Source organism: Edaphobacter lichenicola, from assembly GCF_014201315.1.
Classification (GTDB): domain Bacteria; phylum Acidobacteriota; class Terriglobia; order Terriglobales; family Acidobacteriaceae; genus Edaphobacter; species Edaphobacter lichenicola_B.
Map to the genome: position 1 here is coordinate 169732 of NZ_JACHDY010000003.1, position 14175 is coordinate 183906.

General features: G+C 59.0%; 14 protein-coding genes. 11 read left to right on the forward strand and 3 right to left on the reverse strand.

The window, feature by feature from the left end:
- Nucleotides 1–99 precede the first annotated feature (99 nt).
- The 5 genes from HDF09_RS11990 (at nucleotide 100) to HDF09_RS12010 (ending at nucleotide 3926) form a co-directional block, all read left to right on the forward strand.
- Nucleotides 100–1890, forward strand: coding sequence for a hypothetical protein (locus tag HDF09_RS11990; protein ID WP_183766531.1), 1791 nt, complete (start codon nucleotides 100–102; stop codon nucleotides 1888–1890).
- Nucleotides 1891–2020: 130 nt separating this feature from the next.
- A complete protein-coding gene (locus HDF09_RS11995; protein ID WP_183766533.1) occupies nucleotides 2021–2392 on the forward strand; it encodes an ArsR/SmtB family transcription factor in 372 nt (123 codons plus the stop codon).
- The gene (locus HDF09_RS12000) at nucleotides 2352–2903 is read left to right on the forward strand and encodes an SRPBCC family protein (protein ID WP_260181238.1); all 552 of its coding nucleotides are present in this window, start codon (nucleotides 2352–2354) and stop codon (nucleotides 2901–2903) included. The genes HDF09_RS11995 and HDF09_RS12000 overlap by 41 nt, the downstream gene beginning before the upstream one ends.
- Before the next feature lie 41 nt (nucleotides 2904–2944).
- Nucleotides 2945–3454 (forward strand): SRPBCC domain-containing protein, encoded by a 510-nt coding sequence (locus HDF09_RS12005; protein ID WP_183766539.1) that lies wholly within the window; start codon nucleotides 2945–2947, stop codon nucleotides 3452–3454.
- The gene (locus tag HDF09_RS12010) at nucleotides 3444–3926 is read left to right on the forward strand and encodes an SRPBCC family protein (RefSeq protein WP_183766541.1); all 483 of its coding nucleotides are present in this window, start codon (nucleotides 3444–3446) and stop codon (nucleotides 3924–3926) included. The genes HDF09_RS12005 and HDF09_RS12010 overlap by 11 nt, the downstream gene beginning before the upstream one ends.
- A 126-nt stretch (nucleotides 3927–4052) precedes the next feature.
- On the opposite strand, the gene HDF09_RS12015 is transcribed toward HDF09_RS12010, so the two are convergent.
- From HDF09_RS12015 to HDF09_RS12025, 3 genes are all read right to left on the reverse strand, one after another.
- Nucleotides 4053–4394 (reverse strand): STAS domain-containing protein, encoded by a 342-nt coding sequence (locus tag HDF09_RS12015; protein WP_183766543.1) that lies wholly within the window; start codon nucleotides 4392–4394, stop codon nucleotides 4053–4055.
- 111 nt (nucleotides 4395–4505) lie between these two features.
- A complete protein-coding gene (locus tag HDF09_RS12020) occupies nucleotides 4506–4940 on the reverse strand; it encodes a GNAT family N-acetyltransferase (protein WP_183766545.1) in 435 nt (144 codons plus the stop codon).
- Nucleotides 4941–5213: 273 nt separating this feature from the next.
- The gene (locus HDF09_RS12025) at nucleotides 5214–6800 is read right to left on the reverse strand and encodes a flavin monoamine oxidase family protein (RefSeq protein ID WP_183766547.1); all 1587 of its coding nucleotides are present in this window, start codon (nucleotides 6798–6800) and stop codon (nucleotides 5214–5216) included.
- Nucleotides 6801–7123: 323 nt separating this feature from the next.
- Here HDF09_RS12025 and ftsZ point away from each other — a divergent pair, with 323 nt between their 5' ends.
- The 6 genes from ftsZ to tsaE all read left to right on the forward strand — a co-directional run bounded on the left by ftsZ (nucleotide 7124) and on the right by tsaE (nucleotide 14101).
- On the forward strand, nucleotides 7124–8644 hold the full coding sequence (gene ftsZ, locus HDF09_RS12030; RefSeq protein ID WP_183766548.1) for a cell division protein FtsZ: 1521 nt from the start codon (nucleotides 7124–7126) through the stop codon (nucleotides 8642–8644).
- Nucleotides 8645–8785: 141 nt separating this feature from the next.
- On the forward strand, nucleotides 8786–10054 hold the full coding sequence (locus HDF09_RS12035; RefSeq protein ID WP_311719373.1) for a penicillin-binding transpeptidase domain-containing protein: 1269 nt from the start codon (nucleotides 8786–8788) through the stop codon (nucleotides 10052–10054).
- 332 nt (nucleotides 10055–10386) lie between these two features.
- Nucleotides 10387–12003 carry an NAD(P)H-hydrate dehydratase gene (locus HDF09_RS12040; RefSeq protein ID WP_183766550.1) on the forward strand — a complete coding sequence of 539 codons (1617 nt, stop codon included), beginning with the start codon at nucleotides 10387–10389 and terminating at the stop codon, nucleotides 12001–12003.
- A 209-nt stretch (nucleotides 12004–12212) separates the two neighbouring features.
- Entirely contained in the window at nucleotides 12213–12656 is a 444-nt protein-coding gene (locus HDF09_RS12045) for a DUF2141 domain-containing protein (protein ID WP_183766552.1), read from the forward strand.
- Nucleotides 12657–12799: 143 nt separating this feature from the next.
- The gene (locus tag HDF09_RS12050; RefSeq protein ID WP_183766554.1) at nucleotides 12800–13603 is read left to right on the forward strand and encodes a hypothetical protein; all 804 of its coding nucleotides are present in this window, start codon (nucleotides 12800–12802) and stop codon (nucleotides 13601–13603) included.
- Nucleotides 13604–13624: 21 nt separating this feature from the next.
- Nucleotides 13625–14101, forward strand: a complete 477-nt coding sequence (tsaE, locus tag HDF09_RS12055; RefSeq protein WP_260181239.1) for a tRNA (adenosine(37)-N6)-threonylcarbamoyltransferase complex ATPase subunit type 1 TsaE — start codon at nucleotides 13625–13627, stop codon at nucleotides 14099–14101.
- The last annotated feature ends 74 nt before the right edge of the window (nucleotides 14102–14175 follow it).

Here is a 14175-nt window from a genome sequence, read left to right on the forward strand (position 1 = left end):
TCTGATGTGAAGCAGGTTGATCGCTAAGATATAGTTCGACAGCGTTCGATCGCGGGTTCTTGGGCCTGTTTTCACAAGCGACATCAGGTGGCGGCGAACATGGCGCTCGATACGGTTCAGGTTGGCAGTGACGGGCTGGAGGTGAAAGCGAGTAACGCCATCCTGAAGTGGCGGTATCTATCGCTTCACCTTATTGTGGGCGCTGCTGTGATGTTGGCCGGGGCGGTGGAAGGTAGATATGGGAGGTTGGAGTTGTCGGGGGACGATATCTCCTACCTCGATGTCGCCAATATGATTCGAGCGGGCGATTGGAGGGCTGCGCTCAATCCGCTGTGGAGCATCGGATATCCTTTGCTGCTGTCGGGTGTGAGGCGATTGTTTTCTTCCACTCCGCATGGGGAGATGGCGGCGGTCTTCTGGCTGAACCTGGCGATTTATTTCGTCGCGTGGATTGGGTTTCTTTGGCTTCTCGGTTTGATGTCGCGTGCTGTGCAGGGAGATCTTTCGAGCGGCGGGGCTGCTCGTCTGTCGCTTTTTCTGCTGATCGGTGCGGCTTGCCTGTTTGTTACGGTGCAGACGGGAGTGGGGCGGGTGTCTACGATCGGCCCGGATCTGCTGGTGGCGTGCCTCTTTTTTTTCGCGTCAGGATTGGCGTTGAAGGTGTATTCGCGTCCAACGGTGGGCAACACAGCGTTGTGGGGAGTCGTGCTGGGTTTGGGGTTCTTGAGTAAGGCGATCTTCCTGACTGTCTCGGGAATATTCTTTCTGGTCGCGATTGGTTTTATGGGCTGGCGCCGTAGCGTTGCTCCGCTTCTTCGCACGGTGGGAGTGTTTTTGCTCTTTGTCGTTCCTTATGGGGTGGGCCTATCGTGGGCGCTTGGACGGCCGACGCTGGGTGAGGCGGGAACGTTGAACTACGCATTTCATGTGAATCATTTGAAGCATTGGATGGGTTGGCAGGGAGGTCCGAAGGAGTTTGGATCGCCGATTCATCCGGTCGAGATGCTGAGTGCTCATCCTCCGGTGTTTGCCTTTGGAGAGCCGTTTCACGTGACGTATCCGCCACAGTTCAACATCGTTTATTGGTATGAAGGGTATCGTCAGTTTTTTGATTTCAAAAACTCCGCTCGAGCGTTGGTTGAAAACTCGCTCGCCTTGAAGTACGTGTTTCAAGAGATTATTCCGGTCGCACTTGTCGTTGCTCTCTGCTTTTGTGTTGCCTTCTGGCCTCGGGCCCGCGAGCGCGTTGGAGCAGGCCGGTCTTTGAATCCGTGGCTCTTGTATCTCCCGTCGCTGCTGGGGATTTTTGTTCTCCTGTTGGTTCATGTCGAAGGGCGCTACGTGGCAGGGTTTCTCTGTGTGCTGGGGATGGCGCCGTTTCTTCGGTTAGATGGCTGGCGCGGGGGGCTTCGGTCTGGAGTGCGCGCGGCTGCGCTCCTCCTGTTGTTGGTGGCGACCGTGTTCAATTCAGCGGAGCGGCTGCGAGGCGCTGTTCGATTGGCTGTTGCCGGGACTGATATGCAGAGCGGCGGCCAGTGGGCTGTCGCTGAGTACCTGCGGGGACTGGGTTTGAAGGCGGGAGATAAAGTTGCCTCGGTGTCACCGGGAAACGATATACGTTGCACGTGGGCTTATGCTGCCGGGCTGCATGTGGTGGCGGCTGTTGGGAACGATGCGTATGGTCGGAAGAATCAGGTGCAGGATCTGCATCTGTTTTTCGATAGTCCCTCGGTTCAGGCAGAGGTGCTGGAGCTGTTTCGGGGGCAGGGTGCTGTTGCTGTGGTTGCGACAGAGATTCCGTTTGATGTTTCGTCGCCGGGGTGGCGGCGGGCGCCTGGAAGCAAGGCTTGGGTGTTTCTGTTGGGACCTTCGAGTTCAGCCGGTAATTAGGTCCGGAAGTCGATCACGGACGATCTCGTAATTCGGGTGCTTAAGAGATTTAACTTTTTTTCTGTTTTCACTCTTTACAGATTTTGTATTTAACGATATGGTTATTTAACTTAGTTGTTAATTGAGATACATGACAGATCAAATTAGCTCGACGTTTGCTGCATTGGCTGATCCGACCCGGCGGGCGATTCTTGCTCGGCTGGCGATGGGAGAGACCTCGGTTACGGAGATTGCGGCTCCGTTCGAGATGAGTATGCCGGCGATCTCACGGCACCTGAAGGTGCTGGAGAAGGCTGGGTTGATCACGCGCGGACGAGAGGCGCAGTGGCGGCCCTGCAAGCTGAAGGCGGAGCCTTTGAAGCAGGCGTCGGACTGGCTGGAGGAGTACCGCAACTTCTGGGAGCAGAGTTTCGATCGATTGGACGAGTATCTGAAGACCCTACAGAAAAAGGAGAAGCGAGATGCCGGAAAGAAGAATGGGAGTGGTAGAAAAAAGCGCTGAGCGGGAAGCTGCGGGGCGGGGACTGGAAGACGCCTCTGAGCGGGAGATTGTGTTGTCGCGTGTGTTCGACGCGCCGCGCGAGATGGTGTGGGAGGCCTGGACGGATCCGAAGCAGGTTGCGTTGTGGTGGGGGCCGAAGGGCTTTACGACCACGATCGAAGAGATGGATGTGCGGCCGGGCGGCGTGTGGAAGCAGGTGATGCATGGTCCTGATGGCGCAGATTATCCGAACAAATGTGTGTTCCTGGACGTAGTGCCGTATGAGCGGCTGGCGTACACGTTGCGCGGCGGCAGAGCGGGCTCGCCAGAGGTGCAGTTTGAAAAAGCGGTGATCTTTGAAGACAACGGAGAAGACGACGGGGGAGGAACGCGGGTGACGATGCGTCTAACCTTTGCCTCGGTTGAGGCTCGGGATCAGAATGTGCGTGACTACGGCTCGATTGAGGGCGCCAAGCAGGCCTTCGAAAGGCTGGCGGAGTATTTGGCGGGCCGGTTTGCGGGACGACAGTGACGGCATAGATACAGGGCTTTGAAAACACAGGGAGGAATTCGATGAGCACAGCGACGGTATCTCAAACGGTGAGAGCTCAACAGGAGCTGCAGATTACACGGGTCTTCGACGCGCCACGCGAGCTGGTGTGGAAGGCGTGGACTGATCCGGATCAGATGAAACTGTGGTTTGGGCCGCGGGACTTTGTGGCTCGCAACCTGACGGCGGAGGCGCGGCCGGGCGGGAGGTGGCGTAACTGTCTGCATAGCGACGGCTTTGATACGGGAGACGGGGAGAAGCGGAGGCTGGATCTGTGGCAGGGCGGGGAATACCTGGAGCTGGTTGAGCCGGAGAGGCTGGTCTTCACGTTTCACTGGGAGGAGGGCACGGGTCTTCCGGAGCACGATACTGTGATTTCGATCACGTTTGAGGAAAAAAATGGGCAGACGACGATGAACTTCCACCAGACTTTCTTCGTAACTGAAGAAGATCGCGATGGGCATATGAAGGGCTGGAATAGCAGCTTCGATAAGCTCAATGATCTTTTGCGCGAGGTGAGTTATGGCGGTTGAAGGAGGAGTCATGGAAGCGGGGCTGCTTGAGGTCTGTCTTACGCGGAGAGTGGCGGCCCCGCCGGAGCTGGTGTTTGCGGCGTGGATCGATCGGGAGCAACTGGCGAAGTGGTGGGGGCCGAAGTGCTTCACCAACCGGGTGTACCAGGTGGATGCACGGGTCGGCGGCGCGATTTTGATCGATATGCAATCGCCGGAGGGAGTGGTGTATCCGATGACGGGGCGGTTTGTGACGATCGATCGGCCGCACAGGCTGGTGTTTGTGACGGCGGCGATTGATGAGCATGGCAAGCCGATGTTCGAGGTGAAGAACACGGTGACCTTTACCGCAGCGCGCGGCGGAACGGAGATCTCGCTGGTCGCTCGGGTGATCAAGACCACGTCTGCTGCTGCGCCGAAGCACCTTGCGGGAATGTCGGAGGGCTGGTGTCAGAGCCTGGATCGTCTGTCGGATCTGGTTGTGTTGGTTTAGCTGGGTTTGGTGGGTGTGACGAGCTTCAGACTTCTCTTAGAATGCGTGTGTAGTTAGGCGCGTTTGAAGGGAGGGCTGGGGCTCCTCTTTGTTTGCGATTCGGGGTTTGTTGCTCAGGGTTTGTGTTCAGGCTGCGAGGGCGGCGTCCAGGGTTGGGTCGATGGGAAGAATGGCGTCGGTGCAGGTTATCTTGAGGACGTCGAGGACGCGTTCGGTGGGGGCGACGAGTCGAAGTTCGCCGCTATGGGTCTTCATCTTGCCGTAGAGGATCATGAGGAGACCGAGTCCGGCGCTGTCGAGGAACTCGACGCCTGAGAGTTCGAGGATGAGTTTGTGGACGCCTTTGTCGGCGACGTCGGTGATTCTGGATTCGACCTCGCGCAGGCGCAGGCCGAGGGTCATGCGTCCGGTGAGACGGAAGACGGCGGTCTTTGTGTCGGCGCGGTCCAGCTCGGCTTCGAGGATCATGTGGTGGGTGTCTCCTAAGTGCTTGCAAGCATATCGCAGGTTCGATTGCAGGCTTTTGCGCAGGGATTTAGACGCGGAGGCTGTTTGCGTCAGGCGTGAGCTTCAGGGTCTTCAAAAGGAGAGAGTGTGGGTTGCGCCTGGGTCTTCGATGGGAGTGAAACCCATTCTTTCGTAGAGGCGTGCTGCGCTGGCGTTTTCGGCGCGGAGACGTACGTGGCGGAAGCTCTTTTGGGCTTGTTCGACGAGGGTGGAGACGAGGGCTCGGCCTACTCCCTGGTTGCGCCATGCGGAGCGGACATAGACGCGACGGATGCGGCCTGTGTGTGGTTCGGGGGTGAAGGGGTCGATGGTGAGCCCGCCGACTGCGACGAGTTGGCCGTGGTCGAGGTGACCGCAGAGGACTTCGCCTGTAGCCTGGAAGCGATTAGCTCCGCTGGCCCACTCGTCAACGAGGGTGTCGATGAAGCCGTAGCCGTCTTTTCTTGCTTCGGCGTGTAGCTCTTCCAGGCCTGCTATGGGTAGCTTGATTTTTTGAATCAGGATCATTTGGTGATTGTAAGAGCGAGGATTGGTGCTGGTTTTAGGTGTTGTGCTTTTGCGTGAATGACGAAAGAGCAGGCAACGGCAAAGGCAAATACAACGGCAAAAGCAAATACGGGGGTCTCTCCACTGCGCTGTTCGCGATGAGGCTGTGAACAGCTTCGGTCGAGATGACGCTGCTCAAGAGACTTAGGCAGTATCGACCTGTAGAGCTGTGGCAAAAGCCGTCCGCTCCGGACGAAATGACAGATCTTCGGTCGTACTCTATGTCGATACTGCCTAGGTTTGCATCTGTTTTGCGATGCGCTCGATGGCGTGGTGGGCGGAGAGGACTGCGCCCTCCTGCCAGGCGACGAGGTGAGAGAGGTAGTCTCCAGCGAAGTAGGTCTTGCCCTCAGGTTTTTCAAGCTGTGCGTAGGCCGGGGCGCTGCTGGGGAGGAAGTTGTTCGCGAGGCAGCCGAGGGAGTATGGGATCCTGGACCATGCGACGTAGATCGGTTTGGTGAGCAGGTGGGAGCGGCCTGGGTGAAGGGTCTCAACAGCCTGACGGGAGGCTTCGAACTTTGCTTCGATGGTGGGGAGTGCGCCGAAGGGTGAGGGCTTGCCGGTGGCAGGGCCGCCTAAGCCGCCTATGATCTCCTGCTCGGAGCCGAAGCCAGCGACCAGGACGCCAGTGGGGGAGAAGAGTTTGTCGGTGGGGTACCAGACGAGGTCGACCTTGTCTTTGAGGAAGGAGATGCCGCCGTAGATGTTGTTCTCTTTCTCCCAGAAGCGCGGAGACTGCCAGGCGATTTTATAGAGCGGGACCATTTGCATGCCTGTGAATGCCTGTTGGGTTTCGGGCGAGAAGTTGTTCTTCGTTTTGGCGAGGATTGGCAGGGGCAGGGTGCAGATGCAGAAGTCGGCGGTGATGGTTTGGGGTGTGCCGGATCTGGTGTAGGCGACGGTGACGCTTTGGTCGGACGTGGTGATCTCGACGACGGGAGATTCGTAGTGGATGATGTCGCCGAGAGATTTTGCGAAGCCGTATGCGATGCGATCCATGCCGCCGATGGGTTGGAACATGGTGGCCTGCCAGTCGATCTGCTCTTCGTAGAACTCGCCGGTGGACATGTCGGCGGCGAGGAGCTCGGAGAAGTTGAGTGGCTTGTGCAGAACGGATTTGGCAGGGCCTGCGCCAGGGCCTGTGATGAAGCCTGCGCGGGTGGTGCCGGTGTAGCGGCCATCCTCGCCGAGGTCGCCGAAGTTTTCGAGGAAGTCGCGGAGGCGCCCGATGTCTTCTTTGGAGAGCTCGTGGTCGAGGGTGTGTTGGTTGATGGCTTTGGTGAGGAGCTCGGCGAGGTAGCCGCGGGTGTCGTAGACGACCTGGCGCTGCTGGACGGGTTCGCCGTGGTTGAGCTTGGGAGATTGCATGAGGGCGGAGCGGGAGGAGTTGACTTCGACTTCGAGGGGGACGCCGAGTTCGTGACAGTAGCCGAGGATGTGGGTATGGATGGAGGGGATGCGTGCGGGGCCAGCGTTGAGATAGCCGCCGTCCTGCCAGTCGCAGGTTTGCGTGGTGCCGTCGGTGAACTCGACTTTGGTGCCTTCGCGGACGGTCCAATTGCGTCCTCCGGGGCGATTGCGGGCTTCGAGGATGGTGCAGTCGAAGCCGGCTTTGCGGAGCTCGTAGGCGGCGGTCATGCCGGCGATGCCTGCGCCGAGGATGATGACTTTTTTGCCTTTGCCGAAGTCGGCGGCGAGTTGCGGAAGTGGAGACTGGCCGACGGCGGGCATGAGGCCGAGCGCCTGCATGGTGGTGAATGCGGCGGAGTAGCCGCCGATCTGGGCGATGCGCTGAAGGAAGACACGTCGGGTCAGGCTCATTACGATGGCTCCGAGGGCTCTTGAGTTGGGAGGGACTTTTTTCAGTTTGAGGGGCAGGAGTGATCTTTGCAAGAGGAAAGATGAGTGATGGTGGGACGGAATGATGGCGGTGAGACTGTTTCTTGCTGCGGTCCTTGCTCCGATTGCGACGATAGAGGCTGACGCGCGATTGGTGATGGCACTCTCTGCGTGCCGCACGCTATCAAAAGCGATGTAAGTTTGCAGGATTTGGAACCATGCGTGGTACGGGCGGTGGAAAACGGGGGTCGTGCGTTGGGCAGGGAGATGGGAGAATTAAACAACTTTCAAGGAGTCCTGCTGCCATGTCGAATCTGCCCAACGATCCTCACGATCCCAACGGTCTTAATGGTCCTCACGATCTCCGTATTCACTATCACGATGAGATACCGCATGGCGCGAGGATCAAGGTGATCGGCGTGGGTGGTGGCGGGAACAACGCTGTGAATCGAATGATTGCGGCGAATGTGGTGGGAGTGGAGTTTATTGCGGCGAATACGGATGTGCAGGCGCTGCAGGTTTCGAATGCTCCGGTGAAGCTGCAGCTGGGCGTGAAGCTGACGAGTGGGCTGGGCGCGGGTGCGAATCCGGATGTGGGACGGCGCGCTGCGCTTGAAGATTCGGACAAGATCATTGAGGCGCTTGAGGGCGCGGATATGGTGTTTGTGACCGCGGGGCTGGGTGGCGGGACGGGGACCGGGGCTGCTCCGGTGATTGCGAGCCTGGCGAGTGAGATGGGAGCGCTGACGGTGGCGGTGGTGACGCGGCCGTTTGCGTTTGAAGGCAAGCGGCGGATGCAGCAGGCAGAGCGCGGGATGCAGGAGCTGCTGGAGTCGGTCGATACCGTGATCGTGATTCCGAATGAGAAGCTGCTGGCGGTGGCGAAGGATGCTGGATTTTTTGAGAGCTTCCGGATTGCGGATGATGTGCTGCGGCAGGGCGTGCAGGGGATCTCGGACATCATTACGATTCCTGGCGTGATCAATCGCGACTTCGCCGACGTGAAGACGACGATGGCGGGGATGGGCTATGCGGTGATGGGGACGGGTGTGCGGTCTGGCGCGAATCGTGCGGTGGAGGCTGCGATGGCTGCGATGGCTTCGCCGCTGCTGGAGGCGGGAGCGATCGATGGGGCGCGGGGGATTCTGATCAACATCACGGGGTCGAGCAGCTTGAAGCTGAGCGAGGTGAATGAGGCTTCGAGCATCATTCAGAATGCGGCGCATGAGGATGCGAACATCATCTTCGGTGCGGTGCAGGATGAGTCGATGGGTGACGAGGTGAAGATCACCGTGATTGCGACGGGCTTCAAGCAGCAGGAGATGCCGCAGCGGCGGGAGCGCATGCTGGCCGAGGCGACGCTGCCGACGATGCGGTATGACGTGCCGATACAGCCTCGTGTGGTGTCTCCTCGACCTGCGGGTACGAGATTTGCCAGTGAGATGGAGCCGGCAAAGGAGACGGCCCGGCCGGTGCATGAGCACGAGGTGAAGGAGCCGGTTGTGAAGATGGAGACGGGTGCTTCGGCGGAGTTGGTTCCGGTGCCGGCGTCGGTGTTTGATGACGACTTTTTCCGGGCTCCTGCAGCTCGCGGGGAGAGAGCGGCTGAGGTGAATCGGGTGGAGGTTGGGCATGTTGAGCGGGCGAGAGATACTCACTTTTCGGCGCCGGTGCGAGTCCAACAGGAGGATGTGCGCAGTGTGACGGGCGATGCGGGGGAGTCCTCGGTTCGGATTCCGGCGTTTGGGAGCGCGGCTGTGGCGGCTGCGGATCCTGCGGAGCCGGATGAGCTTGATATTCCTGCGTTTCTGCGACGCGGGAACTGACAGTACCACTGATTTCGTGGGGAGTAGCACGAATGGGGGACAGTGCTATTTTAGGAATTAGTGTTGAATTAGTGTTTTATTAGATGAATTGTGGATCGATGGCAGTTCGATTGCAGTCAAATCAATAAGAGGGATCCGCCTGTGTCGAGATCATTAAAGGTTTTTGGCGCACTCCTCTTCGGCCTGGTTCTTGGTGCTGGAGTGGGTGCTAACGCTGCGACGACTACAACTGGGAAGACCAGACGGCACTCCGCTGGGACGGCTCGAGTTGCGACTACGGTAAAGGCTCGTTCGGGGGCTTCGCACGCGGGGTCGGCACACTCGGGTTCTACTTCCAGGGGTACGGCGCACGTCATTGCAACGCATGGGGTTGTGAGGCGTCATCGAGGAGCCCGGCCGACTCTGGCTGTGCGGCGGACACGGTATCAGGAACACTTTTCGGCGAGTTCGTATGCCGACAATCTGACGCTGGGCGATGTGGTGGACGGCGAGGATCCTCTGGTTCGCGCGGCGGCGATTGAGGCGCTGGGCAATATGAATGGCACGGCGATCGCGATCGATCCTTCTACGGGACGGATTCTGGCGATGGTGAACCAGAAGCTGGCGCTGTCGAGGGGGGCTGAACCCTGCTCGACGATCAAGCTGACGGTGGCCTTGGCGGCGCTCGAGGAGGGGATCGTTCGCAACGACACTCCGGTGAACCTGGGCGGGCGCTATCACATGACCATGACAGATGCTCTGGCGCACTCGAATAACCTTTATTTTGAGACGCTTGGACGGCAGCTTGGGTTTGAGCGGGTGAAGCACTATGCCAATGAGTTTGGGCTTGGCGAGCTGGCTGGTTATCATATTCAGGGCGAGCAGCTGGGGACTTATCCGGATGAGGTGCTACCGGCGTCGTTGGGTGGAGTGGGGAGGATGTGCTCGTTTGGTGAGAGCGTTTCGATGACTCCGCTGCAGCTGGGGGCGTTGGTTTCGGCGATTGCGAATGGCGGAACGCTTTATTATCTGCAACATCCTGAAACTGCGGTGGATGTGGCTACGTTTGAGCCTAAGGTGAAGCGGGTTTTGGATATTGCTCCGCTGATTCCTGAGATTTCGGTTGGAATGGAGGGAGCGGTGCAGTATGGAACGGCACGGTCTCTGCGGGCTAACTTCAGCCAGTTTCCGGTGATGGGCAAGACGGGGACCTGCTCGAATAATGGCACTCGATTCGGGTGGTTTGGGTCGTTTGCGGATACTCCCAAGGGCCGGATTGTTACTGTGTTTTTTCTCGAAGGCGGACGTCCTACCTTTGGGCCTAAGGCTGCTGAGTTGACCGGGGAGTTTTACCGGGCGCTGTGGAATAAGGATTATTTTTTGCAGAAGCAGACGGTTGAAAGCAGCGGTGTTATGGGCGGTTCTGAGTAGGGGTTGTGGCGGAACGTGGTGAAAAAGCGCTGGTAAGAACGTGGTGGCAGCTTGGTGTTTTGGTGGTGAAAGCGTGGTGTTTGGCAGCGTCTTTTTGCATTGCTAAAAAAGTGCCACTTTTTTTGGATTTATTTTCATATTCGTCCCCTTTTTGGGGCTGAATCTTTCCTTCAATTTGTGAGCTGAATCTTTCATCCTTTTTTTGGAGTTGAATTCTGATTGGCCCGACTTCCCTGAGGTTGGGCTTTGCTGTTCGTCTTCCTGTTTGGATGGGGTGAAAGAGGGGGTGGGGGCGTCTTGGCTTCGGCGGGAGAATCGCGTAGAAGGGAAAGATGAAGATTCTTACGGCGACGGAGATGCAGGCGGTGGATCAGTGGACTGCTGCTGAGTTTGGGGTTTCGCTGGATAGGTTGATGGAAGCGGCCGGGGGCGCGGTGGGGCAGTTCTGTCTGCGGCAGTATCCGGCGGCGATGAGGGTGGTGGCGTTGTGCGGGCGGGGGAACAACGGCGGGGATGGTTTTGTTGCGGCGCGGGTGCTGGCGCAGGCGGGCCGTTCGGTTCGTGTGGTGCTGCTGGGACGGGCGGATGAGGTGAAGGGAGAGGCCGCTCCGGCGCTCAAGAGGCTGCGGGAGGAGTTTTCGTCTGTTGCGGTGGATGAGGTGGTGGATGAGGCTGGGTTGGCGGCTTGCTCAGGCGCGGTGAACGAGGCGGAGCTGTTGCTGGATGCGGTGGTGGGGACGGGATTCAAGCCTCCGCTGCGTGGGCTTGCGGCTTTGTTGCGGGAGATGGTGGAGAAACTGGCGACGCCGGTGGTGGCGGTGGATCTGCCTTCGGGGTGGGATGCGAATTCGATGGCGCAGACGGCGGAGGGGGCGTTTCGGGCTGACGCTGTGGTGACGTTTACCGCGCCGAAGATCGCGCATGTGTTTGGTCATCTGACGCGCAATGAGAGGACCGGCGGAGTGTTTGGGCCGGTGGTGGTTGCGGGGATCGGGTCGCCTGAGGATGCGGTGGTTTCGGCGAGCGGGTTTACCTGGGCGGGTTCGTCGAAGTCGGTGGCGGAGAGGCCGCGGGATGTGAACTCGAATAAGGGAAGGTTCGGGCATGTGCTGGTGGTGGGGGGGAGCTACGGGAAGGCGGGGGCTCCGGCGATGGCGTCGCTGGCGTGTCTGCGGAGTGGGGCGGGACTGGTGACGGCTGCGGTGCCGAAGAGCATTCTGGATACGGTGACTCGGATTGCGCCGGAGTTGATGATGGTGCCGCTGGCGGAGGGGACCAAGGGTGCGGTTTCGTTCAAGAATCTGGATGGCGCGAAGCTGGATGCGCTGGTGACGAAGATCTCGGTGGTGGCGGTGGGGCCGGGGCTGTCGACCGAGGGGGATGCGCCGGCGTTTGCGCGGCAGATCGTGGAGAAGACGATGGTGCCGGTGGTGATCGATGCGGATGCGCTGAATGCTTTCGAGGGAAAGACGGATCTGCTGAATGGCGAGGGGCGGGTGATGGTGCTGACGCCGCATCCGGGAGAGATGGCCCGGCTGGCGGGGATGACGGTGAAAGAGGTGGAGGCGGATCGGGTTGGCCTGGCGCGGAGGTTTGCGACGAAGCATAAGCTGACGCTGGTGCTGAAGGGGTGGCGAACGCTGATTGCGCATCCGGATGGCTCGATTGCGGTGAATACGAGTGGGAATCCGGCGATGGCGAAGGGTGGGAGCGGGGATATTCTGACGGGGATTGTGGCGGCGATGCTGGCGCAGTTTCCTGGCGATGTGGCTCGCGCGGTGGAGGCGGCGGTTTATCTGCATGGGCTGGCGGCGGACTTTGCGGCGCATGCGATGGACGAGCATACTGTACTTGCAACCGATACGGTTACACATCTTTCGGATGCGTTTCGCTATCGGCTGACGGATGCGGATGGGCTGGTCTGGATCTGCGGGTTGCGGGGTCGTTGATTCTCGATGTGAGATAATTTTCGCCGGTCAAAGTTGGTTTTTTTAGGGTCAGTTGAAACGGCAGAAGCAAGACGAGTGCGGGGGCTTCGACTGCGTTGTTCACAAAAGCGTGAGCAACTTCGCTTAGGATGAGAACGTATTTTTTTGCGATGCTGGGGTGGGTGACAGCGTATTTTGCACGGATACCGATGTGGATTTGGCGGTGACTCATGATGCTGGCAAATGTTCTGACGTTCGTGTTGATCGTGCTCACGGGTGCGGCGTCGTCGGTACCGGCGGTAGAGAACGTGATTCACGTGGACGTGGAGGGCTTGCGCAGCAGTAAGGGGCAGGTGATGTGTGCCCTCTATTCGTCGGCGGAAGGCTTTCCTAAGAACGGCGACAAAGCTCTGGCCCATACGAGTTCCCCGGTTTCAAATGGTAATGGGGTGTGTGATTTCAGAGGCATCCTGCCGGGCAGGTATGCGATTGCGGTTTACCACGATGAAAACTCCAACGGCAGACTGGACACCAATTTTGTAGGTATGCCGCGGGAAGGAGTGGGAGCTTCTAACAATGCAAAGGGGCACTTTGGACCGCCAAAGTTCGATGACGCCGCATTCGGCTTCACAGGCGGCCGCGTGGAGCTGAAGATTGCTGTGACCTACCTTTAGGACGACCTCCTGATAACGGTATTTGCTGGCCGAGTGGTTCGGCTTCCCCAAGAAAGGCCACGGAGGTGAGAGCTGCATGTGGAACTTCAAGTCGCTTTGAGCGGTTTCAGGTCTATACTTTCGCCGTGGTGCGGAGGGTTCGGATGCGTGTTCGGTCGTTGAGGCTGCTCCCTTTGGTTGTGTTGTTGGTGGTGGTTGCGCTGGTTGTGCCTTCTTTTGTGCTTGCTCAGAGTGCGATCAATCCGGCGCCTCCGGTGGTTCACATACAGGATGGCGGAACGAGTGGGAGGATGGAGAGTATCTTCATCCCGCCGCTGACGGGTGCTCCGTTCAGCATGATGCTGGTGACGGAGTGGTCGCGACCTCTGGGAAATGGAGGCTCGTTCACGCTGGTCAACAAGAGACGGATTGTGCGGGATGGACGAGGGCGGATCTACCAGGAACGCTGGCTGCTGGTGCCGAAGGGGAGCAAGATCGAGTCGCGCATGGACGTCATTCAGATCACCGATCCGAAGGAGCACACGTGGTTGAACTGCGGCGTCGATGAAAAAATCTGCGAGGTGCGGCCCTACGGGTTGGTGCCGGACATGGTCTACAAGCTGGCGATGGGGACTAGTGGGCCGTTGCCGGACGGGCAGGGGTTTCGTCAACATGACGATCTGGGGCTTAGCAATTCGAACGGAGTGGACACGATCGGGTATCGGGAGACGACGACGCTGAACCCTGGGGTGCTGGGGAACGATCTGCCGATGGTGAGCACGCGGGAGTTCTGGTACTCGGCCAAGCTTGGCATCAACCTGATCTCGAAGGTCGACGATCCGTCGAGCGGGAGGCAATCGTTCTCGGCGACGGAGTTGACTACGTCGGAGCCGGATCCGAGGTACTTTGTGGTGCCTGAGGGGTACAAGGTGGTGGATCGGCGGAAGGGGGAGGAGAAGCCAAATTAGCAGGTTCCCTCTGGTGAGAAGATGATGGGAGAGGGCGAGCGCGTGAGTTTGGAGTTGCGGGAGAAGAAGCGGTTCAAGACGCGGAGTGAGGCGGGGACGCTGGCGATGGGGGAGCGGGTGGCGGAGATGTTGCTGCCGGCGCCGAAGATGTTTGTGCTGCGGGGGGATCTGGGGGCGGGGAAGACGACGCTGGTGAAGGGGATCGCCGCGGCGCTGGGGGCGGCGGCAGAGGACGATGTGACGAGTCCCACTTTTACGCTGGTGCATGAGTATGCGGGGAAGAAGGTGCGGCTGTTTCATCTGGATCTTTATCGGCTGGAGACGGAGCGGGAGTTGTTGACGCTGGGGCTGGAGGAGATGGCGGAGGAGCCGGATGCGCTGGTGCTGGTGGAGTGGGGGGAGAAGTTTCCGAGCGTGGTGGCGCGGGCGGATGGGGAGATTGCGATTGAACATGCGGGTGGGGATGAGCGGATGTTTTATGTTCGGGTGAAGGCGTAGGGATGTGGTTTACTGGGTGAGTTTTGGATTGGAGGCCGGACGAGGCGTACTGCGATTGGTTTGTTTGAAGTCGT

Bases quoted from the DNA above. Each gene is read 5' to 3' on its own strand.
- HDF09_RS11990 (WP_183766531.1), top strand. From the start codon at position 100: ATGGCGCTCGATACGGTTCAGGTTGGCAGTGACGGGCTGGAGGTGAAA.
- HDF09_RS11995 (WP_183766533.1), top strand. From the start codon at position 2,021: ATGACAGATCAAATTAGCTCGACGTTTGCTGCATTGGCTGATCCGACC.
- HDF09_RS12000 (WP_260181238.1), top strand. From the start codon at position 2,352: ATGCCGGAAAGAAGAATGGGAGTGGTAGAAAAAAGCGCTGAGCGGGAA.
- HDF09_RS12005 (WP_183766539.1), top strand. From the start codon at position 2,945: ATGAGCACAGCGACGGTATCTCAAACGGTGAGAGCTCAACAGGAGCTG.
- HDF09_RS12010 (WP_183766541.1), top strand. From the start codon at position 3,444: ATGGCGGTTGAAGGAGGAGTCATGGAAGCGGGGCTGCTTGAGGTCTGT.
- HDF09_RS12015 (WP_183766543.1), bottom strand. From the start codon at position 4,394: ATGATCCTCGAAGCCGAGCTGGACCGCGCCGACACAAAGACCGCCGTC.
- HDF09_RS12020 (WP_183766545.1), bottom strand. From the start codon at position 4,940: ATGATCCTGATTCAAAAAATCAAGCTACCCATAGCAGGCCTGGAAGAG.
- HDF09_RS12025 (WP_183766547.1), bottom strand. From the start codon at position 6,800: ATGAGCCTGACCCGACGTGTCTTCCTTCAGCGCATCGCCCAGATCGGC.
- ftsZ (WP_183766548.1), top strand. From the start codon at position 7,124: ATGTCGAATCTGCCCAACGATCCTCACGATCCCAACGGTCTTAATGGT.
- HDF09_RS12040 (WP_183766550.1), top strand. From the start codon at position 10,387: ATGAAGATTCTTACGGCGACGGAGATGCAGGCGGTGGATCAGTGGACT.
- HDF09_RS12045 (WP_183766552.1), top strand. From the start codon at position 12,213: ATGATGCTGGCAAATGTTCTGACGTTCGTGTTGATCGTGCTCACGGGT.
- HDF09_RS12050 (WP_183766554.1), top strand. From the start codon at position 12,800: ATGCGTGTTCGGTCGTTGAGGCTGCTCCCTTTGGTTGTGTTGTTGGTG.
- tsaE (WP_260181239.1), top strand. From the start codon at position 13,625: ATGATGGGAGAGGGCGAGCGCGTGAGTTTGGAGTTGCGGGAGAAGAAG.